We start from the raw sequence: 22,058 nt of genomic DNA, 5'->3' as shown, positions 1-22,058 counted from the left end.
AAAAAACTGACTGTTCGCGTGTATTTTAAACGAAACGCCTGTTTTTAAGTATTTTCTGTACAAAAAGCAATCAAAACGTAGTGAAACTACAATATTTAAGTCATATTACCCCCCCCTAATCATTCGGGGGAATTTAAGTATTGTCGAGAAGGGAGATAATGCAAGAAAGAAAAGAAATAAATTTGGGCACTCATATAATATGAATACCCAATGATTAGCCAGCTTCTTACTTTGTAAATGTAATAACTTCGTTATCTACCGTTACTCTAATTTTATCACCTGGGATAAATTCGCCTGCCAATAGTTTCTGCGCTAATGGGTTTTCGACATATTGCTGTATTGCGCGTTTTAGAGGTCTTGCACCAAAAACAGGATCAAAACCATGCGCTGCAATCTTATCTAACGCCTCAGGTAATAATTCGAACTGATAGCCTTTCTCGAACAGTCTGGCCGTCAATTTATCTAGTTGTATATTCGCTATCTCTTTAATATGCTCATCAATTAAAGGATGGAACACGACGGTTTCATCAATGCGGTTTATAAACTCAGGCCTAAACTGAGTAGCTAGGACGCCCATCACTTTTTCTTTTAATGATGTATAGTCATTTTGACCAGCTTGCTCTTGGATAATGTCAGACCCTAAGTTTGACGTCATAATGATTACTGTGTTTTTAAAATCAACAGTGCGGCCTTGACCATCAGTTAAACGGCCATCATCTAACACTTGAAGTAATATATTGAACACATCAGGGTGTGCTTTTTCTACTTCATCTAATAACACAACAGAATAAGGACGACGTCTCACAGCTTCGGTTAAATAGCCTCCTTCTTCATAACCGACATATCCAGGAGGGGCACCGACTAATCTTGCGACTGAGTGCTTTTCCATAAACTCCGACATATCAATACGAACCATGGCTTCTTCAGTATCAAACATAAAGTTTGCAAGCGCTTTTGTTAACTCTGTCTTACCTACACCTGTCGGGCCTAAGAATAGGAATGAGCCAATCGGACGGTTTGGATCTGCAAGGCCAGCTCTTGAACGGCGAATAGCATTTGATACCGCATTTACCGCTTCGTCTTGCCCTATTACTTTATTATGTAATTCATCTTCCATTTGTAGGAGTTTTTCGCGCTCACCTTGCAACATCTTAGCCACAGGGATCCCTGTCCAGCGTGATAGTATTTCTGCAATTTCGTCTTCACCGACCTGGTTCTTTAACAAACTCATTTCTTGCATTTCAGCTTGAGATGCAAGATCTAGTTTTCTTTCTAGTTCAGGAATTCGGCCATACTGAAGCTCAGACATTCTTTGTAAGTCGCTGGCTCTTCGTGCAACTTCAAGATCTAATCTCGCTTGCTCGAGCTCCCCTTTTATTACTTGCGTGCCCTGTAAAGATGCTTTTTCGGCATTCCACACTTCATCAAGCTCTTTATATTCACTCTCTAATTCTGAAATTAAGCTCTGCATTTCAGTACGACGCTTTTGACTCGCTTCGTCTTTTTCTTTCGCCAGTGCATTGTCTTCAAGTTTTAGTTGAATGATCTTACGCTCTAACCTATCGAGTTGCTCTGGTTTAGAATCAATTTGCAGACGAATAGAACTGCCTGCTTCATCAATTAAGTCAATGGCCTTATCGGGAAGTTGTCTATCTGAAATATAACGATGTGAAAGATTCGCTGCTGCAACAATTGCAGGATCTGTAATATCAACAGAGTGATGAAGTTCGTAACGCTCTTTTAAACCGCGTAAAATTGCAATTGTGTCTGAAACACTTGGTTCACTTACAAATACTTTTTGGAAACGTCTTTCTAAGGCTGCATCTTTTTCAATGTATTGTCGATATTCATCAAGTGTCGTAGCCCCCACGCAATGTAACTCACCACGAGCAAGTGCCGGTTTTAACATATTGCCGGCATCCATAGCACCATCAGTTTTACCGGCGCCTACCATAGTGTGAATTTCATCAATGAATAAGATCACTTGCCCTTCTTCTTTAGCCAGTTCATTTAAAACCGACTTTAGGCGCTCTTCAAACTCACCACGATACTTGGCACCAGCTACCAGTGCACCCAAATCAAGTGAAAGAACACGCTTGTTTTTAAGACCTTCAGGTACTTCACCATTAATGATACGTTGTGCTAAGCCTTCAGCAATGGCTGTTTTGCCAACACCTGGCTCACCAATTAAAACAGGGTTATTCTTGGTACGTCTTTGCAGTACTTGTATTGTGCGTCGGATTTCTTCATCACGCCCAATTACTGGGTCTAGTTTACCCTGCTCTGCACGCTCAGTTAGATCAATGGTGAACTTTTCAAGAGATTGACGTGTGTCTTCAGCATTCGGATTGTCGACTTTTTGTCCACCTCGAATTGCTTTTATAGCTTGCTCTACTTTCTTCTGAGTTAATTGTAACTCTCTTAAAATTTGACCTAATTCGCCTTTATCTTCACACGCAGCAAAGACAAATAACTCACTCGATATGTATTCGTCTTTGCGTTTTTGTGCATACTTATCACACAGATTGATAAGAGAAATAAGTTCATTGTGGAGCTGAACATCTCCACCGATACCAGAAACCTTAAAGATTTTATCGATTGATTTAGTCAGTTTATTATTTAATTCGTCAGCACTGATCCCTGCTTGCGCTAATAAAGCTCTAACACTTGAACCATTTTGCTGAAGTAATGCATACATCAAATGCACAGGCATAATAAATTGATGGTCTCGGCCTAATGCCAAAGATTGCGCATCGGAAAGTGCTGATTGGAATTTACTTGTGAATCTATCTAAACGCATGACGTCTAAACCTTTATAAAAATAATCTAATTACTTTATGGGTATTCCACAGGAATTGTTCAAGGTTATTTTAAGGTTTTAATTTGGTTTATTTGCGCCAAATCAAGGTCGCTAATCGACCCGTAATTACATCTCTGCGGTAGGAAAAGTACTTTGTCGGTGTAGAGAAGGTGCACTCGTACTGACTGTATATTCGAGTTATTCCTAGCGAGGATAACTGTCGTTTAGTGATAGAAAATATATCAGCTAAAAATTTTTGATTTTGTAACTCTATAAAGTCATTAATATGTGATGGGTCCATGCATCTAAAAGCATTCACAACATCAGGACCAACTTCAAATGCAGTAGGTCCAATTGCAGGGCCTAACCAAGCCGATATTTGTTGATTCGGTGCTGTAAACTTCTCAACAGTTTTCTCAATAATATTTCCAGCGAGAGGCCGCCAACCACCGTGAACAGCAGCCACTTCCTTTCCATTATTACTCGCTAACAAAATTGGCAAACAATCAGCAGTCATAATTGCCAAAGGTTGCGCTTTTAGTTTTGTATAAAGCGCATCGGCTTTTGGCCTATCAAATACCTTCTGCTCTGTAACAGAGTTTGTTACCTCTAACACATTGGCACTATGGACCTGATCTAACCAAAATGGTGGATTTGGTAAGAACTCACTTAAGACTCGATGATTAGCCAACACAGTATCTTCGTCATCACCAACATGAAACCCAAGGTTAAAACTCGAATAAGGAGGTCTAGAACAACCTCCTAAACGTGTAGTTTGAATACCACCGACAACTTGGTGTAATGGCCAATCAACTAACTGCATATTCTAATAGACTAAATCGGGGTTAGCTTTCGTGTCATCACGTAGCGCTTGGGTCAGTATTTGCATATCTTCTGGCACAGGTGCTTCCCAAGTCATTTGCTCTCCCGTAATTGGGTGCGCAATACTCAGTTTAATTGCATGAAGCGCCTGACGTTTAAAGTCTCTTAACTGCGCAAACAATTCTGGTGTTGCATTGCGAGGAGGACGAGGGCGGCCGCCATATAATTGATCGCCTACAAGTGGATGTGTTAAGTAGGCCATGTGTACACGAATCTGGTGAGTACGACCGGTTTCTAGTCTTAAGCGTAAACGTGTATGCGCTCTGAACTTTTCTGCAACGCGGTAATGCGTTACGGCAGGTTTGCCCATTTCATGAATAGCCATATGCGTGCGTTTTGTTGCATGACGACCAATTGGTTTTTCAACCATGCCTCCGGCTGTCATTGTACCATTACAAATCGCTTCATACTCACGGGTAAAATTATCACGCTTTTGCAGTGCTTTAACTAAATGTGTTTGAGCTTGAATCGTTTTAGCAACAACCATTAGACCTGTTGTATCTTTATCTAGACGATGCACAATACCCGCTCGTGGCACATTAATGATATCCGGGTGATGATGTAATAAGGCATTTAATACTGTGCCATCTGGATTACCAGCACCAGGGTGTACCACTAGCCCCATAGGCTTGTTAATAACAAGGATGTCATCATCTTCATAAACGATGTTTAGGTCGATGTCTTGTGCTTCATATTCACGTGGCGCTTCGATTTGCGTCTCGATGGAAATTAACTCCCCACCTAGCAGCTTTTCTCTTGGTGTCGATAAGACCTCACCATCGACGGTGACTTTTTCATCTAAAATCCAAGTTTTTATTCTTGAACGTGAAAAATCAGGGAACATTTGCGCCAAAATTTGGTCTAGACGTTTACCGCCTAATTCAGTTGGCACTTCGGCTTGAAGAGAAATTTGCTCAGACATCTGTTAGTTTACCTAAATTACCAGTGCAAGCTTAGCTCGACTGGGTTAGAATCGCATAAATGCATAGTTTACTCGGTTTTGCCATCTTGGCCTAGCCGAAGACACCAAAGGTAGTAAAATAAAATGATAACTAAATTAGGGAAACGCGCCTTTGCCATCCTAGTCAGCACTTCTTTTCTAGGTCTTGCGGCATGCTCTTCTGCACCAGAGCAAGAAGATATCGAACGTGTGCCGAATAAATCAGCACAAGCACTCTATGAAGATGCTAAATCAACCTTAGACTCTGGTTTATATGCACGTTCTATTGAGTTACTGGGTGCGTTAAATTCTCGTTATCCATTTGGTCCTCATGCACAGCAAGTACAAATGGATCTCGTTTTTGCCTATTACAAAACAGGAAACACTGATCAGGCACTTGCAACAATCGACCGCTTTATTCGTCTAAACCCAAATCATAAAAACTTAGACTACATGTATTTTATGCGTGGCTTAGTTAATATTCAGGCCGATAAAAATGCCTTTCAAGAATACTTCGGCATAGATAGAGCTGACCGTGATGCAAGTCGCACCCGTGTTGCTTTCCAAGATCTTTCAACTTTAGTAGATAGCTATCCTGAAAGCCCATATGTACCTGAAGCAAAAAAACGCTTAGTATGGCTTTTAAATAAAATGGCTCGTTACGAAATTAAAGTAGCTGAATATTATTTTGAGCGTGAGGCATATCTAGCCGCAGCTAACCGTGGTAAATATGTTGTGGAACACTTTTCCCAAAGCAGCTATTTAATCACTGCACTTGAGATAATGGAGAAAAGCTATGCCAAGCTTGGACTTGATGAGTTGAGCAAGCATGCACAGCAGACGCGTTTATTAAACGAGCAACAGCGACAAATAAATTAATTTGCGTTAATAAACAAAAAAGGCGCTCTTTGAGCGCCGTTTTTGTTTAATCTCATTAAATAGCTTCTTCGTCTTCTTCACCTGTTCGAATACGCACAACACGCTCGACTTCAGTCACGAAGATTTTACCGTCACCTATTTTACCTGTCTGCGCTGTTTTAAGAATAACTTCGATCGCTCTATCAACATCTTCGTCAGCTAAAACAATATCTAGTTTCACTTTAGGCAAAAAATCGACCATATATTCCGCACCACGGTATAGCTCTGTATGGCCTTTTTGACGACCAAAGCCCTTCACTTCACAGACTGTCATACCTGTAATGCCTATTTCAGACAAAGCTTCACGAACATCATCGAGTTTAAAAGGTTTAATTATTGCTTCTATTTTTTTCATGGTGTTTTATTTCCTTAGCGAGTGAGTCGATTTTAGACAATCCCACTATTCATAGCAAACAAACTCGTTGCAAACTATTGAGAAAAAGCTTCATAATGAAATATGCTACAATTGAATAATTGCTCTTTTCTAGGCGTCAATATGAAACATCGTGGCTTCACGTTATTAGAACTACTCATCACTATTGCGATATTAGCTATTTTAGTGACCTTGTCTTTTGCCGGTAATACGGATCTAAATGAAAAAACACGTGCAGAGTCTTTTATGCTTGAGTTGAAAAGACACATCACATTTGCTCGAGCAAAAGCTACAACCAGTGATGAAATCGTGATCTTGTGCCCTGTCGATGCCACAAAACTCGCTGCAAACGAAAATCTCACATGCATCAATAACTGGAAGAATAACCAGATCATTTCATTTATTGATAAAAATAATAACGGCACATACGAAGTAGCGAGTGATGATTTACTTCGCGTTATGGATAAGCTTATAGCAAATGACAATCTAAAAGCACCAGATACGCGTTTAAGGTTTGATAGTAGTGGTCGTGTTGTGAATACAAACGCTGGTCAATTTATCTATTGTCCTTTAAATCAAACTGAACATGCCAAAGCGCTGACACTCACAGTTGGTGGGACTGCACTGTATAACGGTGATAGCAGCACCGGCTGTTCATAAAACAACATTGAAAAAACCAATACTTTATTCTATATTTATAATCTCAATTTAATCTTATTAAGGTTGCAAGGATGGCAGCTAAAAACTCATTTAATCGCGTTCGAGGTTTAACTCTGATTGAGTTACTCGTCACCCTATCTTTAATCGTTATTCTTACTTTTTTGGCTATGCCTTCCTTCAATAGTGTTTTACACAAAAATAGACCTGAAGTGGCACTTAAACAGATAAAGCGGCAAATATTTCTGTCACGAGGCTATGCCATAACCCACGATAAGTACATTAGTTTTTGTGGCTTAGTTCACAATAAGTGCCATAAAGACCTTTGGCATGAGTCCTTAACCAGCTTTGTCGATACCAATAAAAACCATATATTAGATGGTGACGAAGAAGTTATATATGTTATTGATAGAATTAACTTACAGGACGAACTTTCTTATCCCAGACATGCCATTACATTTAAGCCGGATGGTAGCCTAAAAGGGTTAGCAAATGGTACTTTTGTATATTGTGCATTTGACCTAAAAGGTAACCCCACTGGACTTGAAATGAGTATTAATAATGCGGGTCGTGCAAGGATGAGGGATACTAGGAAGTGTAAGGAGCGCATTTAGCGCTCCCAACAATCATCCGTATCACTTGTGCCTGTAGAGCCTTTAACTCCTGTATCAGTAATGGTAAACGTAGAGCAAGCAGTATCACCTGCCACTGCACCAGAAGCTGCTGTTGCCGTGATTTTGAATGATGTGCCTGTGTCAGGCACCTCTACTGCAATGGTAAAATAACCATTTTCACTCGTCGAAGGGACATTTATTAAACTCAAATCATCTGCATAGCTTCTGTTATCAGCATAATATTGCTCTTGTTTATTGGCAGCATCTAATAGTAATACCATTGCATCGGAGCGCGCGGCTCTCTTAACGTACTCTGTATACTGAGGATAGGCAACAGAGGCTAGAATACCCGCTATCGCAACAACAATTAGCATCTCAAGCAGGGTAAAGCCCTTAATACGATTACTTTTCATCATGATCTTCTCGTTTATAAATATACATTTGCTTAGTCGTAATACCGTGTACTTCATTGCTCAAAAATGTTGGCTGCCCCGCGCTATTTAGTGTTGGTAACGGACCCGCTACTTTTGCACTTAAAAATGGTTCACTCGGTTTACTGCCATCAGGGCCTTTCCCACCCGTAGAGTCAACGCTCTTTAATTCAATATTTAAACGGCCTGTGCTGCGTTTGTAACCCCCTTCTGTTTCTGATTCTTTATGATAAAGGACCACAGGTGTACTGGGGACTTCTCTCTCGGTGTCATACCTGATCTTCTGGAACACACGCGCACCATAATGTAAATGTAAAGCATATAAAGAACCACCGCCACTGCCCACAGAACATTGATCTATCGAGGTATCTAAGTGTGGTGTGAACGACGTAAAGTAAGCAATACCGCCCACGACAGTTGCTTTTGCTAGCGACTTTTCTCCAGACCTAAGTTGATATTTCCATCCTTTAAGCGCACCTAACTCCGCTTCTTTTTCATAAAAAGCTTGTTTAGACGTTGCTTTGTAGAAAGGTTCATCTTTTACTTGCATAAGCTGGTTATGGTAAATCGTATCTGGGATCTCATCACCCTGATATGAGCGTGTTACCGTGTTTTCATCTCGTATCACATAGAGCTGATTATTCACTGTTTTATCGAGTGGGCTTGCTCTATTACCACTGCCTATAATAATAGCTTCATAAGGCACTTCTCTTCGCGTTGTATACGAGCCGTTGCTGGTCATCGTCTTAGTGACTTTACTAAAGAAAGTACGAGCGACTAATGGTTGATAAAAGAAGCGCCTATCATCTCTGTCTTTTGTACCTGCTAACTCTGCGAGTTTAAAGTGGGTCCAAGGGTTCTCAGTATCATTTGGTTTATCTCTAGGCATATCAACCCGCCAAATGTTGCCACCAGTATCTGCCGCATAGATCCTATCTGTAAAGCCATCATAATCAGAATCCATGAGTGAAACATCTGCCGCTATACTATGAAGGCCTTTAAATTTACTCGCATTTTCGGTATTAATACTCGGTCCACCTGGTGTCAACGACCAAACTAAATTACCACTCTCTGCATCGACAATATATAAACCTCGACCCCTGCTATCTTTTGTTTTAGAAATATTGTCTTTATTGGTATCGTAACCTGCACCAAAAATCACCACAGGCTTTTCTTCTTGCGAACGAATATAAGTAACGAAGGGCTTCGACCATGACTGAGCTAATTCTTCAAACCCTGTTTTTTCTTGTGTTATTGGTTTATTCCATAACATTTTAGGTTTATCGGGACTCGTTATATCTAACGCATAGTAAGCTGTGCCCCCTCTTCTAAGCCCAAAAAACAGCCACACTTCATCCGAGCCATTAACAATCTTGTCTCGGTTAATATCTTTATGGAATACCGTTATTGGACCATCAACACCATAAAGCTTGGTCCCATCCTGCTTATTCATTAGAGGCTTATGAATGTCGAGCAACTGACCTGGTAAAAACGCCCAACTTTCATTTACTGTATTGCCATTATCTTTGAAGGCATGCAAAACACCTGAATTAGTGCCAACAAAGACACGGATATCATTATTACCATAGTCCATGGTGACCGGCTTTGAGTGAAGCGGATCACCAAAGATGTCTTTTCTTATATTTGAGTCACTGTTTTCATTTAATACATCTTTACCTGAAGCCCAATTCATTATTTGCTTGGCTTCCTTGTTATTTTCTGCACGAAATAGCTCTCTTAATCTCTTTGCTCCAACTTTATTTTTCGCTTTATTCCATTTGAAATCTATCAGTGCCCCCTCCCCGAAATCAGAAAATAGTTTTCGAGAGGTTTGCTTAGATAATTGGTAATTCACACCGCCTTGCTCAATATTATTCCCGTCATTCGAACCAGGCTTAGACCAAAAAGTTGTCGCATCTTTACTGATGATGCCATCTTGCGCATCAAGTGCAGGCTTATTCGACATGTCAATGATTTCACCATCTTTAACCTGTAGTTTTTTTAAGTTGCCTTGCCAACGGGTGTGTTTCTCAGGATAAAACATCGTGTAATAAAGAGAGTTACCACTTTGTGTTTGATCTGCACTATTCATTGATACAGAAGGAGATACAAAGCTCGAGTTTCGTTGGTTTATGGCGACCAAAATCTTATTAAAGTCGTCTTTTAATTTTTCTGCAGTATCAGCTTTATAATATTCACCGCCTCCAAGTTCGGCTGTTTTTCTTAAAATTTTCTCTCCAGCACCACTCATACCCTTACCAAAACCAATTGTGTAAATATCAGCTTTGTCTTTTAAGTCAGATGTACCTAAGTAGAGATCTACCTCAACAGGATCTTTACCGCCTCTGCCATGCATAGCTGCTGCCAAAGCCGGCATATAACTGTTCTCTATAACAGGCGTATCTTGTTTGAATGTATTTTTATAGAGTTTTGATATGTCTGAATTCGAACTCGTATCAACAGAGGGGTCACCATCGGTCATTAAAATTATATTCACAAGGCTTTTACATCTTTTCTCTCCTGCTTTAGGGGTAAAAGGAGAGATGTACTTACTTCCTGATTCAATATTTAGGTCCCTTCCAATAGATTGGTTATCAGCGTAACCTTTCTTCTCACCAGTTAAATACAAATACGCTTCCCAGAGAGTTTCGCTTAAAGGAGTCCCTCCATTGGCCTCTAGAGTATTAATTTTACTTTTTATATCCGATTTACTAGAACCGATCCCAGAAAGTACATATCCTCCTTCATTGTCACTGTTAAATCGCATCAAGCCAAAATCTACATTCTCATTCTCTTTTTCTTCAATCAGGCCTGTTATGGTATTTTTTGCAACACCTAAACGATTATCTGGGCAGAGTCTCCATCTTCTGCGATAAGAATCATAACCACAGTTGGTACCAAACTCACTCGAAAATGCCATACTGCCTGAAGTATCAAATACAATCATCACTCGAGGCTTTTCTTTTACATCAATATTGTGCTTAACGAAGAGCTCAATATCTTCTGCACTTGAACTAAAAGTAAACACTGAAGATATAAGACAGAAAAGTCTGGTATATTTCATCTTAGTTTCCCTCGTTGTGACTAATTATTTCTTGGCCAATCCCTATGACCACAGTAATTGTATGCTTATTCTTAGAACCGTAAGTGATAGTTGACTCCATTTCCGTGAGGTTACATGTTAATCCATCTGTATAAGCGAACTGCCTTGGGCAATGTAATTCCATTTCGCCTTTATTCAAATTTTTAAGTGTATTCGTCATATGTGAAGGGGTTGAGGACGAACTCATATCCATACCATCATCAGGCATTTGTTGACGCTTGAGTGTAAATCGATTGTTGGCACTGGTCCCTTCTGCAACTATGAGTTTATGGATCTCACCAATAAGTTCGGTTTCAGCCTCTGCACGCTCTTGTGCTGCATTGGTAATTTTTAAATCGATACTACTGCTACTCATTAAACTTACTGCGACTGCTGTGACCGCGACTATCATGATCATAGCTGTGATTAGAACAACACCTTTCTGCTTCTTTACATTCGCCATGCTGTAGACCCCACATTATTCAATCGGATTGTCGTTGTAAAAATGGTTCGCCTGTATTTATCGGTAAAAGTATGAACTCGTTTATCATCGTCTAGTCCGAGCGTATAAGTCTGACTTTTTAGTTCTATATCAGCATCAGCCTCTAATGATCTGACGAGTAAAAACACTTGAACCGTTAAAATACCGTTGGTGTTCTCCCAGAGTTCTGAGGTCATATCCTGAGTACTGCGGTAAGTATCCACTTTATTATCTGAGTCACTGTCTATACCAAACACCATACGCATATCTTCAATGCCTTCCATGATAGGCTCAGTCACTAAGCCACCATTTTCAGTTAATCTTTTACGCATTAGAACAGGCACAACTATATCTCTATTATTAATTTTTAAGGTTTGCTCATTGATATAGTAAACATGATGGCTATAAGGCCATAACGTCGCGTTTACTGTAGGTAATGGGTTTTTAGCCGCATCCCCGGTTATAAATTGTGCTTTTTCTTGCTCAGCAATGAAATAATATCGATTCGTATTTGTGATAGTCTCAGGTGTCATCTGACGCCCTTCAAGAAACTTTAACTGAATAACATTCGTGTCTTCCTTTGAGTCGTCAATACAGCCCAACATTTCGTTGCCATCAGACACTTCAGCAAATACAGGTCGAAAGTTTGTCGGGGTGGTATCTGGAAAACTGCCGTTATTTAACCCGCCAAAACAATCAGGATCAGGGTTTGACTCACTTACCGTGTTATCTATTGAGAATTCAGCCTCATAAAATGTGCCCCAAAATCCTATCTGCTCTATATCTCTTCTTAAAATAGATAAAGTTAGGCGGCCTGTTTCTTGCAACTCACCAATTGCCATCGTATCTCGAGTGGTCGCTTTCATGCTCACATAAGTCGCAATGACACCACCTAAAATTAAGAAGCCAATAAACATAGAAATCAGAAATTCTAAAATAGTGAAACCTTTCTGCTTCATTTTATCCTCTGATCAATAAGTAACTATCTAGTTTTACTAAACGACGCCTGTCATCGACATTGCCGCACTGTATTGCCTTAGTTGCATCGGACGCCTTAAAGTCTTGCCTACCTCGCCACGAAACAATGACGCTCACATCAAAGCCCATACCTGCAGTATTCGCTACTGATGTAATATTGATACAGACCGTCGCTTCGTCCAAAGACCCTGTATTTTCTCTTGCTCTAATCGCTGCCTTCCAGTTTTCAAGATCAGTTCTGGCAATATTCTGTGCGCTACATACATCTGTATAACAATCATCTCGAGGGCTTAAATCTGTGTCACTACTAAACGTTTGTTTGTATAAAGACACAATATCTGCAGTATCATTTGACCTTATACGCTGCATAATATCTTCACCCAACGAAATTGCAGCTGCACGTTGCATAGAGTCAAAACTGGCTTTCTTGGCTTGCGCCTGTAAAGCAACAGCGCCTAATAACCCAAAGCTCAACACCATAAATGCGATTAGCACTTCAAGAAGGGTGAACCCTGATTGTGTTCGATTGATAAATGGCATACACAGTCAAAAACGATTTATGATTAGTGCATTATTTTAGAGTTGATTACTAGAAGCAATTTTTGAAAGGATAAGCGGTTTTTATTTCTGACAAACGGTCTATAAATAATTTTTTATTGCAGAATAAGCGCGGCGGCTTACAGATAGTTTCTCAGGATAATTTTTTAGGCTAATTAAAGCACCATTACTTGTGTGCTCAAGCTGCTTTATTGATTTCAGTTTGACTAAGGCATTACGATGTATCTGTACAAAATGTCCAGGGTATAAGCTGAGTAACTTTTTAAGGCTTAAATCAATTGTCGCATCACCTCCAAGGAAATAGACTTGAGTGAGTTTGTCCTCCGCTTTAGCCACTATCACATCATCGACATCAACCCAACGGGTTTGATTTCCTACTTGATACTGAATACGAGGGTTAAATAAACGCGCTAAAAGTGAAAACAAATCCGATTGACTTACGGGCTTAACCAAAAAGCCTGCGGCAAACACATTAAAAGCTTGTAAAGCAAATTCACTGTGGGCGGTGATAAAGATTATTTTTAAGTCACGATATTTCTGATTAAGTATTTCAGCCGTTTTAATACCATCAAGCCCTGGCATATTGATATCAAGAAACAGCAATTGTACTGAATGTTCTTTTATAGCCGGCTCAACCTCATCGCCAGAGCCTACTTGTGCAACACACTCATAATGTGGCCAGGCTGATAGCAAGCGTATAATTCTTGCTCTTGCTAAAGGCTCGTCATCAGCGATGATGTACTTCATGCTTTAGCTCCAATGGGAATACGTAACTCTGCCACAAACTTATCCTGCTCAATTGCCGTTTGTAAACTTGCACTATTTCCAAAATGAAGCTCAATCCGAGCTTTGATATTCGACAGGGCGATCCCCTGCCCTGAATGACTATTACTGTCATGATGAACGATTGGATTAGTTATCTTGATCGCAATTTGTTCATCAGCATCAATAATTAAGACATCAATTTGGCTTTTTTTACCACTCGGCTCGATGCCATAATTCACTGCATTTTCGAGCAAAGGCTGAATCGATAAGACCGGTAATTGGCTTATTAAGTTGCAAGAGTCAACCTGCCATACAACCTCGAACTTATCGCCAAAGCGCCATGCTTCAATAGCCAAATATTGCTTTGATAAGTTTATCTCATCTTCTAGGGTTGTTAATTGCTGAGTGCGCATTGCAGCTTGAGATAACCGCGCTAAGTTTAACGTTGCTTGCTCTGCAGCTTGAGGATCAACATGAGTTAACTCTGCAATGGTATTCAGGCTGTTATTTAAAAAGTGCGGCCTTATTCGAGCATGTAGTGCGTCTAACTCCACTTTTGAGAGCGTTTTAATCGTCTCTACTCGTTCAGCATAAATGCTCATCAAGTAAATGAAAAACAGCTGCATACCTAAACCAAGCACACAGTGCTGAGTTGCCATAGTCCAATCAATTTGGCCTGCAATAGAGTGCTGTGACAATAAACTTAGAGTTAAAGTATTAATTTGAAAAATAACTAAAATTATAAGAATTTCTAAAGAGGAATTGAGTTTTGATAGCTGCGTTTTTAAGCCGTAGACAAAAGCCAAGCTCGTTGTACTGACAAGATGAATGAATAAACTAATTAAGCCAAGGCGCTCCCACGCTGAGCCAATACTCATCGGGGAAAAAGCTAACATAGTTGCAAGTAATTGTGCGATAACGAGCATGGCAAGTACACCACGCTCAGTCACCATAATAGGCAGCAATGCAGATGTTAAATCGGGCGATTTAAACCTTGCTGCCATAAAGTTATCTCAACTCGGCAGGCACCGCAAACACAATGCTTTCTTCGATACCTGGGTTTTCGACCACAGTTTTACCACCTAACTCTTTCAAGCGTGTAATAACTTGTTGAACAAGTACTTCAGGGGCAGATGCACCCGCTGTAACACCGACTGAGTTGATGTGTTCAAACCAGCTAGCATCAACACAACTTGCATCGTCAATTAAGTAAGCCGTTGTGCCCATTTTTTCAGCAAGCTCACGTAAACGATTCGAGTTTGAGCTGTTTTTAGCCCCTACCACTAATAACACATCGGCTTTATCTGCAAGGTCACGCACGGCATCTTGACGGTTTTGTGTTGCATAACAAATATCGTCTTTGCGCGGACCGTCAATTTCAGGGAATTTAGCACGTAACGCATCAATCACATCAGCAGTGTCGTCAACTGATAAAGTTGTTTGGCTGCAGTAGAATAAGTTGCTTGGATCTTTTACTTCAAGGGCTGCAACATCCTCAGGCGTTTCTACTAAGTAAATACCACCTTCTGTATTGTCGTATTGACCCATAGTGCCTTCCACTTCAGGGTGACCTTGGTGACCAATTAAGATACATTCAGTGCCACGACGACTTGCACGTGTTACTTCCATATGCACTTTAGTTACTAGAGGACAAGTAGCATCAAATACTTTTAATTCACGACGTTTTGCTTCAGCTCGCACAGCTTGTGATACACCATGCGCACTAAAAATAACAATGCTGTCGTCAGGTACTTGGTGTAGCTCTTCAACAAAAACGGCACCGCGATCTTTTAAGCCATTAACCACATACTTGTTATGTACGACTTCATGACGCACATAAATAGGTGGATTAAAAATATCTAGTGCACGTTCTACAATTGAGATAGCGCGATCAACACCCGCACAAAAGCCACGAGGGTTTGCTAATAAGATGTCCATTAGCCAGTTACCTCTAAAATATCAACTTCAAATGTTACTTTTTGTCCAGCCAGAGGATGGTTAAAATCGATTGTCACAGAGTCACCAGCTACTTCACGCACAAGGCCTGGTAGCTCAGTGCCATCTGGCTGAGTGAATGCGATAATACTGCCCACTTCAGCTGGCGCATCAGGACCAAACTTACTGCGCTCAACATAATAGATGTTGTCTGGGTTTGGCTGACCAAATGCATCTTCAGGTTCTAAATCAAAAGATTTACTCTCACCTGCTTTTAAGCCTAAAAGGCATTTTTCAAAGTTTTCAGTCAGGCTACCATCGCCCATGAACAACTTTGCAGGTTTGTTATGTACTTTTGTTGAATCAGCTGCCGATCCGTCTTCTAGCTTGATCGAAAAATGAAAAAGAACTTCTGATTTTTCGCCAATGACGTGTTCGCTCATGCTTTTTTCTCCTGAGAACCATCTGCACCTTCACCTGTGAAGGCATCTAAAAGAAGTAGACCCGCACCACACACAATTGCGATATCAGCCACATTGAATGCTGGATAGTGCCAATCTTGATAATAAAAATGTAGAAAATCTACAACATAACCATGCACTAAACGGTCAACGAGGTTGCCAATCGCACCACCAATGACCATCGAGTAAGCACCACATAACACCCAGTTTTTCGCGGGCAGCTTTTTCAGCCAATAAGTCAGTAATACACTGATCACCACTGCAATACTGCTGAAAAACCAGCGTTGCCAACCTCCTGCATCACTTAAGAAGCTAAACGCAGCCCCATAGTTATGCATGTAAGTGAAGTTAAAAATTGGCAAAATCTCTATCGATTCATAGAGCTTCATATTTGCCACGACTACAGCTTTGGTTATGTAGTCTACTGCAAAAAGCAGTAGACTCAGTACTAACCAAATTAAACCCGATTTTTGTTTAACTTCGGTCACTCGTTGCTCCTACGCAAACTGACGCTGTTCGCCGTCACCGTCAACGTTGCTCACACAACGACCACAGATCTCTTCATGGCCTTCGTGTGTACCAACATCATCACAATAGTGCCAACAGCGGTCACATTTCTTCGCGTCTGTTGAAGCGACTTTAATGAATAAGCCGTCAATGTCTGAAGATTCTGCACCTTCAGGTTTCGCACTGACTACTTCAACATTTGCTTTTGACGTCAATAGTACGAAGCGTAACTCGTCACCGATCTTATTCAGTGTCTCAGCTAAGTCACCACCTGTGTAAAGCGTCACTTCAGCTTGAAGCGTAGCACCAATAACTTCATCTTTTCGCGCAGCTTCTAATACTTTGTTAACTGCATCACGTACTTCAAGCACTTGCTGCCAATAAGTATTGTCAAGCTGACCTTCAGTCACATTTACTAAACCTTCGTACCAAACATCAGTAAATACAAAGTCGCCACGCTCACCTGGTAACACATCCCAGATTTCTTGCGCTGTGAAGCTCATGATTGGTGCCATCCAACGCGTCATTGCTTCTGCAATGTGGTAAAGCGCAGATTGACAAGAGCGACGTGCATGACTGTCAGCTTTAGCTGTGTATTGACGGTCTTTAATTACATCAAGGTAGAATGAACCTAGCTCACCTGTACAGAAGTTCATTAGCTTTTGAGTCACAACTAACATCTGATAGTTGTCGTAAGCACTGATGATTTCTTTTTGTAACTCAGCGGCACGTGCAACAATCCAGCGATCTAGCTCAACCATATCTTCAACGGCAACAAGATCAGTTGCAGGGTTGAAACCGCTTAAGTTTGCAAGTAGGTAACGGCTGGTGTTACGAATACGACGGTAACGATCAGCTGAGCGCTTAAAGATTTCATCCGATACTGTCATTTCTGCCGTGTAATCTGTTGATGCAACCCACAGACGTAAAATGTCAGCACCTAACTTATTCATTACATTCTGAGGAGAAATAACGTTACCTAAAGACTTTGACATCTTGCGGCCATTTTCATCCACAGTGAAACCATGAGTTAGTACTTGCTTATAAGGAGCATGGCCATTAATCGCTACCGAAGTCATCATAGAAGACATAAACCAACCTCGGTGTTGGTCAGAACCTTCTAGGTATAAATCCGCAGGACCAGTTAACTCTTCACGCGCATCAACTACACAAGCGTGTGTTACACCTGAGTCGAACCATACATCTAGCGTGTCTTGTACTTTTACATACTGCTCGGCATCAGCACCGATTAAATCAGCTGCATCTAGGTCATACCAAGCTTGAATACCTTTTTCTTCAACCAGTTTTGCAACGTCTTCGATTAGGCTCTGAGTATTTGGGTGTAATACACCTGTGTCTTTATCAACGAATAAAGCAATTGGTACACCCCATGTACGCTGGCGTGAAATACACCAGTCAGGACGCCCTTCAACCATGTTCGCAATACGACTCTCGCCCCACTCAGGCAACCACTGAGTTTTTTCGATTTCACTTAGTGAATCTTTACGTAAGTCTGCTTGATCCATGCTCACAAACCACTGCGGCGTCGCACGGAAAATTATAGGTGTCTTATGACGCCAGCAATGTGGGTAGCTATGTTGAAGTGCATGGTGATGCATTAAAGCGCCTTTTTCGGTTAGCACTTCAATCACGCTCGCATTGGCTTTAAATACGTGCTGACCTGCAAATAACTCAGTATCAGGCAGGTAAACACCGTTTGCGCCAACTGGGTTTGCCACTTCTAGGCCATATGCTTGACCTGCCACGAAGTCTTCCTGACCGTGACCAGGTGCGGTGTGAACAATGCCCGTACCAGAGTCAGTTGTTACGTGCTCGCCTAAAATTACAGGTACGTCAAAATCATAGAATGGGTGCGCAACACGCAGATTATCTAGCGCAGCACCTTTCACATAACCTAATACATGGAAGTGATTGAAACCGAAACGATCCATACAATCTTTAACTAGCTCAGAGCCTAGGATTAAACGCTGTACTTTACCTTCATCTTCAACTTGAACTAGGGCATATTCTAGGTTTTCGTGAACAGCAACCGCACGGTTAGCAGGCAGTGTCCAAGGCGTTGTAGTCCAAATAACTGTACCTACCGTACCATTACCTTCATGACCTTCTGCTAAGCCAAATGCTGCAACAACCGCTTGTTGGTCAATAAAGTCAAAACGTACATCAATCGCAGGTGATTGCTTATCTTGGTATTCAACTTCCGCTTCAGCTAGTGCTGAACCACAGTCTGTACACCAGTGAACAGGCTTAGCGCCTTTGTGTAAGTGACCGTTTTTAATGATACGACCTAAAACACGAATTGCGTTTGCTTCAAAGTCGAAGTTCATTGTTAGGTAAGGCTTGTCCCAGTCACCAAATACACCTAAGCGTTTGAAGTCAGCTTTTTGACCTTCTACTTGCTTTTTAGCATATGCACGGCATTTCTCTCTGAACTCTGCCGCTGAGACTTTTTTTCCAGGCTTGCCTACTTTTTTCTCAACTTGTAGCTCGATAGGTAGACCATGACAGTCCCAACCAGGTACATAAGGCGCATCAAAATCAGAAAGCGTTTTAGACTTAATAATAATGTCTTTTAAAATCTTATTAACTGAGTGACCTAAGTGAATATCGCCATTTGCGTATGGAGGACCATCATGCAAAATAAATGGCTTCTTACCTTTTTTCGCGTTACGAATTTGGCCGTAAAGGTCAGCTTCGTACCAAGCTTTCAGCATTTTTGGTTCGCGTTGCGCAAGATTACCGCGCATTGGAAACTCAGTTTCCGGTAGGTTCAAAGTATGTTTGTAGTCGCTCATTTATCCTAGTTTCCGTATCGGCTACTTAATAGTAAAACATTGTTGTGCGTCAGCCACATCACTTGCTATTTGCTCAGTCAACTGGGCCAATGTCTCGAATTTTTTTTCATCTCGGAGCTTTTTAACCAGCTCCACTTTTAGAAAACGTCCGTAAACATTTTCATCAAAATCAAATATATGCACTTCTAATAGTGCTTTCGTACCATTTAACGTTGGCTTAGTGCCAATGTTTGCCACTCCGTTTAATACGCGGTTGTCTAAATAGACTTTAACAGCAAACACCCCTTGTACAGGGATCACTTGGCGTTTTAGTGCAATATTCGCAGTTCTAAAACCCAGCTCTCGGCCTTTTTTCCAGCCGTGGATCACACGACCTGAAATCGCATAGGTATGACCTAGCATCTGGTGCGCCGAATCTAAATCACCTTGCGCAAGTGCCGCTCTGATTAAAGTACTACTTACACGGCAATCATCACGACGTAAGCTGGCAGTGCTTTTGACATGCATATTTAATTCAGCGCCAATTGCGCTCAGCATATCAAAATCGCCTTGGCGGTTTTTGCCAAACTTAAAGTCATCACCCACTGTGAGTGCTTTCACGCCTAGCTTTTTAATTAACACGTTTCGAACAAACTGTTCGGCATCTATTGATGCAAACTCTTTGTCAAACTTTACGCAGATCACTCTGTCGATGCCGAGTTTGTCTAGTAGAGCAAGTTTATCTCTTAGTCGTGTTAAGCGTGCCGGCGCTTTGTCTTTGGCAAAAAACTCTTGCGGTTGCGGCTCAAACAGCATCACGGTACTGGGTAATCCGTACTGTTCAGCATCTTGCATTAAGCCTTTTAAAACAGCAACATGACCTAGATGCACACCATCAAAATTACCTATCGTCAGCACACACCCTGCGTGTTCTGCTCTAATATTATGGATGCCTCTAATTAATTGCATGAAATAAAAGCCTTCACCACCAATTTATTCAAAGTGCCAGATTATACCCAAGTTGCTTGAAAATGCGAATAATCAGATAGCCTTAACCTAAGGCTCTTACTATGCCTTGGGTTAAGTATTAAGCCGAGGCTTCTTTTATGGTCTTCAATCGTACCCCAAACGCAAAAAGTGCACCGAAGTAACTTATCATAGCCACTGCCAGTAAAGCGCAGAGTAATGTGATTTGCTCAATCAGGCTCCAGCTCTGCCATGAGTATTGCTGGGCAATAAAATAAACCAGCACTGCCATCAGTATTGCGCTCACAATACATTTCAATGCAAACCATAGGCTAAAAGAAGAGAACTGATACACACCTTGCTGGTTTAGCTTTCTATAAAGTAAAAACGCATTACAACTTGCAGATAAAGAAGTTGCTAAAGCTAACCCCAAATAGCCAATGAATGGGGCAAGCATGATGTTAAACACCATGTTCAAAACGAGCGTGATAATACCGATCTTGACCGGTGTTTTAGTATCTTGTCGAGCATAAAAACCTGGCGCTAATACTTTAATCAACATAAAACTGACTAAGCCAACCGAATAGGCGGCAACGCCCATACTCACTGCTTTAACGTGATCGACTCCACCTTCGGAGAAAGCACCGTGATCAAATAAAACAGAGATAATAAGTGGGCTAATTACCATCAACCCTGCCATAGCCGGAAAGCCTAAAAACAACACAAAACGTACACCCCAGTCTAATGTGCTCTGAAAATCTTCTGATTTTTCCGTGGCATGTAGTTTTGACAATGCTGGCAAAATAACAGTGGCAATACCAATACCAAATAAGCCTAATGGGAATTCAATCAGTCTGTCTGAGTAATACAGCCAAGCAATAGAGCCCGTCACCAATAGCGAAGCTATGATGGTATCTAACAGTAAATTAATTTGCGAAATCGACACACCGAACATCGCGGGTAACATTAATTTACGTACTTTCGCCACTTCAGGTGAACGCCAAGCAAACACCGGCTTATTCACCATACCAATACGCAAAAGGAAAGGAATTTGAAATAAAAGCTGTGCTACGCCTCCAGCGAATACCCCAATAGCCAGCGCATAGGCACTCACATCAAAGGCATCATGTAATAAAATCGCGCAGCTAATAATAGAAATGTTTAATAAAACAGGCGTAAAAGCCGCTGCGGCAAAGCGGTTATAAACATTTAGCACAGCTCCGCTCAGTGCAACCAAGCTAACAAAGAACAAATATGGAAAAGTAAATTTTAATAAACCACTCGCCAATTCAAATTTCTCTGCATTTTCCCCTCCTTGCCACCAGTCAATAAACCAGCCTGTACCAAATAACGCTGCAATGACGGGTGAGCCAATCACACCGAGAATGGTCACTATCAGTAAAATGGTTCCCAAAGTACCCGCAGCTTGGGCAACAAACAATCTGACCTTGTCGTCACCATGCTTTTCTTTTATCTCGGATAGCACAGGCACAAATGCTTGAGCAAATGCACCTTCTGCAAATAATCGTCTTAGAAAGTTTGGGATACGGTTCGCAAATAAAAACACATCTGCAGCAAGTCCCGCCCCAAGTAAATTTGCAACAACAGCATCCCTTACTAGTCCCATCACGCGTGAAATCATCGTCATAGCACTGACTATCATGCCTGATTTAAATAACCCTTTTGCCACAAATTTACTCCCAAGAACATATAACTGGCAGATTATGCCACAGACTTACACTGTCCTTGAACGCCAACCAACGACTATTTGTAAATATCTTTCGTTTAATACTAGGTGTCGAGTTATAGATTTGATACAATCGCTCGCAACAATCACAAAACTATGAGGTGTTATGGTTTTGTTGATTCTGAGCCTGTTGCAACTAGCGCTATGCAACTTAAAACCATGGTTTTA

20 protein-coding genes are annotated in these 22,058 nt (G+C 41.0%); 3 read left to right on the top strand and 17 right to left on the bottom strand.

The window, feature by feature from the left end; all coding sequences use genetic code 11:
- Positions 1-226: 226 nt before the first annotated feature.
- The 3 genes from clpB to rluD all read right to left on the bottom strand — a co-directional run bounded on the left by clpB (position 227) and on the right by rluD (position 4,604).
- A complete protein-coding gene (clpB, locus tag C1E24_RS17735; RefSeq protein ID WP_138483768.1) occupies positions 227-2,800 on the bottom strand; it encodes an ATP-dependent chaperone ClpB in 2,574 nt (857 codons plus the stop codon).
- An 88-nt stretch (positions 2,801-2,888) separates the two neighbouring features.
- Complete coding sequence (gene pgeF / locus C1E24_RS17730; protein ID WP_138483766.1) at positions 2,889-3,623, bottom strand: peptidoglycan editing factor PgeF; 735 nt, start codon at positions 3,621-3,623, stop codon at positions 2,889-2,891.
- Between the two features lie 3 nt (positions 3,624-3,626).
- A complete protein-coding gene (gene rluD, locus C1E24_RS17725; RefSeq protein WP_138483764.1) occupies positions 3,627-4,604 on the bottom strand; it encodes a 23S rRNA pseudouridine(1911/1915/1917) synthase RluD in 978 nt (325 codons plus the stop codon).
- A gap of 123 nt (positions 4,605-4,727) precedes the next feature.
- On the opposite strand from rluD, the gene C1E24_RS17720 reads away from it, so the two are divergent.
- Positions 4,728-5,501, top strand: a complete 774-nt coding sequence (locus C1E24_RS17720; protein ID WP_138483762.1) for an outer membrane protein assembly factor BamD — start codon at positions 4,728-4,730, stop codon at positions 5,499-5,501.
- A gap of 55 nt (positions 5,502-5,556) precedes the next feature.
- On the opposite strand, the gene glnB is transcribed toward C1E24_RS17720, so the two are convergent.
- Positions 5,557-5,895 carry a nitrogen regulatory protein P-II gene (gene glnB / locus C1E24_RS17715; protein WP_130256575.1) on the bottom strand — a complete coding sequence of 113 codons (339 nt, stop codon included), beginning with the start codon at positions 5,893-5,895 and terminating at the stop codon, positions 5,557-5,559.
- Positions 5,896-6,036: 141 nt separating this feature from the next.
- Between glnB and C1E24_RS17710 the strand changes: the two genes are divergently transcribed.
- Complete coding sequence (locus C1E24_RS17710; protein ID WP_138483760.1) at positions 6,037-6,573, top strand: GspH/FimT family pseudopilin; 537 nt, start codon at positions 6,037-6,039, stop codon at positions 6,571-6,573.
- A gap of 71 nt (positions 6,574-6,644) precedes the next feature.
- A complete protein-coding gene (locus tag C1E24_RS17705) occupies positions 6,645-7,184 on the top strand; it encodes a GspH/FimT family pseudopilin (protein ID WP_138483758.1) in 540 nt (179 codons plus the stop codon).
- On the opposite strand, the gene C1E24_RS17700 is transcribed toward C1E24_RS17705, so the two are convergent.
- From C1E24_RS17700 to murJ, 13 genes are all read right to left on the bottom strand, one after another.
- Positions 7,181-7,597, bottom strand: a complete 417-nt coding sequence (locus C1E24_RS17700) for a type IV pilin protein (protein WP_138483776.1) — start codon at positions 7,595-7,597, stop codon at positions 7,181-7,183. The two genes, C1E24_RS17705 and C1E24_RS17700, sit on opposite strands and share 4 nt — an antisense overlap.
- A complete protein-coding gene (locus C1E24_RS17695; RefSeq protein WP_138483756.1) occupies positions 7,587-10,679 on the bottom strand; it encodes a PilC/PilY family type IV pilus protein in 3,093 nt (1,030 codons plus the stop codon). The genes C1E24_RS17700 and C1E24_RS17695 overlap by 11 nt, the downstream gene beginning before the upstream one ends.
- A gap of 1 nt (position 10,680) precedes the next feature.
- Positions 10,681-11,160: a pilus assembly protein PilX gene (locus C1E24_RS17690; RefSeq protein ID WP_138483754.1), complete on the bottom strand. Its 480-nt coding sequence runs from the start codon at positions 11,158-11,160 to the stop codon at positions 10,681-10,683.
- Complete coding sequence (locus C1E24_RS17685; protein ID WP_138483752.1) at positions 11,148-12,137, bottom strand: PilW family protein; 990 nt, start codon at positions 12,135-12,137, stop codon at positions 11,148-11,150. Before C1E24_RS17685 ends, C1E24_RS17690 begins: the two co-directional genes overlap by 13 nt.
- 1 nt (position 12,138) lies before the next feature.
- Positions 12,139-12,696: a type IV pilus modification protein PilV gene (gene pilV, locus C1E24_RS17680; protein ID WP_138483750.1), complete on the bottom strand. Its 558-nt coding sequence runs from the start codon at positions 12,694-12,696 to the stop codon at positions 12,139-12,141.
- Positions 12,697-12,795: 99 nt separating this feature from the next.
- A complete protein-coding gene (locus C1E24_RS17675; protein ID WP_138483748.1) occupies positions 12,796-13,461 on the bottom strand; it encodes a LytR/AlgR family response regulator transcription factor in 666 nt (221 codons plus the stop codon).
- A complete protein-coding gene (locus C1E24_RS17670) occupies positions 13,458-14,483 on the bottom strand; it encodes a sensor histidine kinase (protein WP_138483746.1) in 1,026 nt (341 codons plus the stop codon). Before C1E24_RS17670 ends, C1E24_RS17675 begins: the two co-directional genes overlap by 4 nt.
- A 4-nt stretch (positions 14,484-14,487) precedes the next feature.
- A complete protein-coding gene (gene ispH, locus C1E24_RS17665; protein ID WP_138483744.1) occupies positions 14,488-15,417 on the bottom strand; it encodes a 4-hydroxy-3-methylbut-2-enyl diphosphate reductase in 930 nt (309 codons plus the stop codon).
- Positions 15,417-15,857, bottom strand: coding sequence for an FKBP-type peptidyl-prolyl cis-trans isomerase (gene fkpB, locus C1E24_RS17660; protein WP_138483742.1), 441 nt, complete (start codon positions 15,855-15,857; stop codon positions 15,417-15,419). The genes ispH and fkpB overlap by 1 nt, the downstream gene beginning before the upstream one ends.
- Positions 15,854-16,363: a signal peptidase II gene (lspA, locus tag C1E24_RS17655; RefSeq protein ID WP_138483740.1), complete on the bottom strand. Its 510-nt coding sequence runs from the start codon at positions 16,361-16,363 to the stop codon at positions 15,854-15,856. The genes fkpB and lspA overlap by 4 nt, the downstream gene beginning before the upstream one ends.
- Before the next feature lie 9 nt (positions 16,364-16,372).
- Positions 16,373-19,198 carry an isoleucine--tRNA ligase gene (gene ileS, locus C1E24_RS17650; RefSeq protein ID WP_138483738.1) on the bottom strand — a complete coding sequence of 942 codons (2,826 nt, stop codon included), beginning with the start codon at positions 19,196-19,198 and terminating at the stop codon, positions 16,373-16,375.
- A 21-nt stretch (positions 19,199-19,219) separates the two neighbouring features.
- On the bottom strand, positions 19,220-20,146 hold the full coding sequence (gene ribF, locus C1E24_RS17645) for a bifunctional riboflavin kinase/FAD synthetase (protein ID WP_138483736.1): 927 nt from the start codon (positions 20,144-20,146) through the stop codon (positions 19,220-19,222).
- A 118-nt stretch (positions 20,147-20,264) separates the two neighbouring features.
- Positions 20,265-21,833, bottom strand: coding sequence for a murein biosynthesis integral membrane protein MurJ (gene murJ, locus C1E24_RS17640; protein WP_276609873.1), 1,569 nt, complete (start codon positions 21,831-21,833; stop codon positions 20,265-20,267).
- Positions 21,834-22,058: the final 225 nt, after the last annotated feature.

This window comes from Pseudoalteromonas phenolica (assembly GCF_005876835.1).
Lineage (GTDB): Bacteria > Pseudomonadota > Gammaproteobacteria > Enterobacterales > Alteromonadaceae > Pseudoalteromonas > Pseudoalteromonas phenolica_B.
This window is presented reverse-complemented; position numbering and strand designations above follow the sequence as displayed.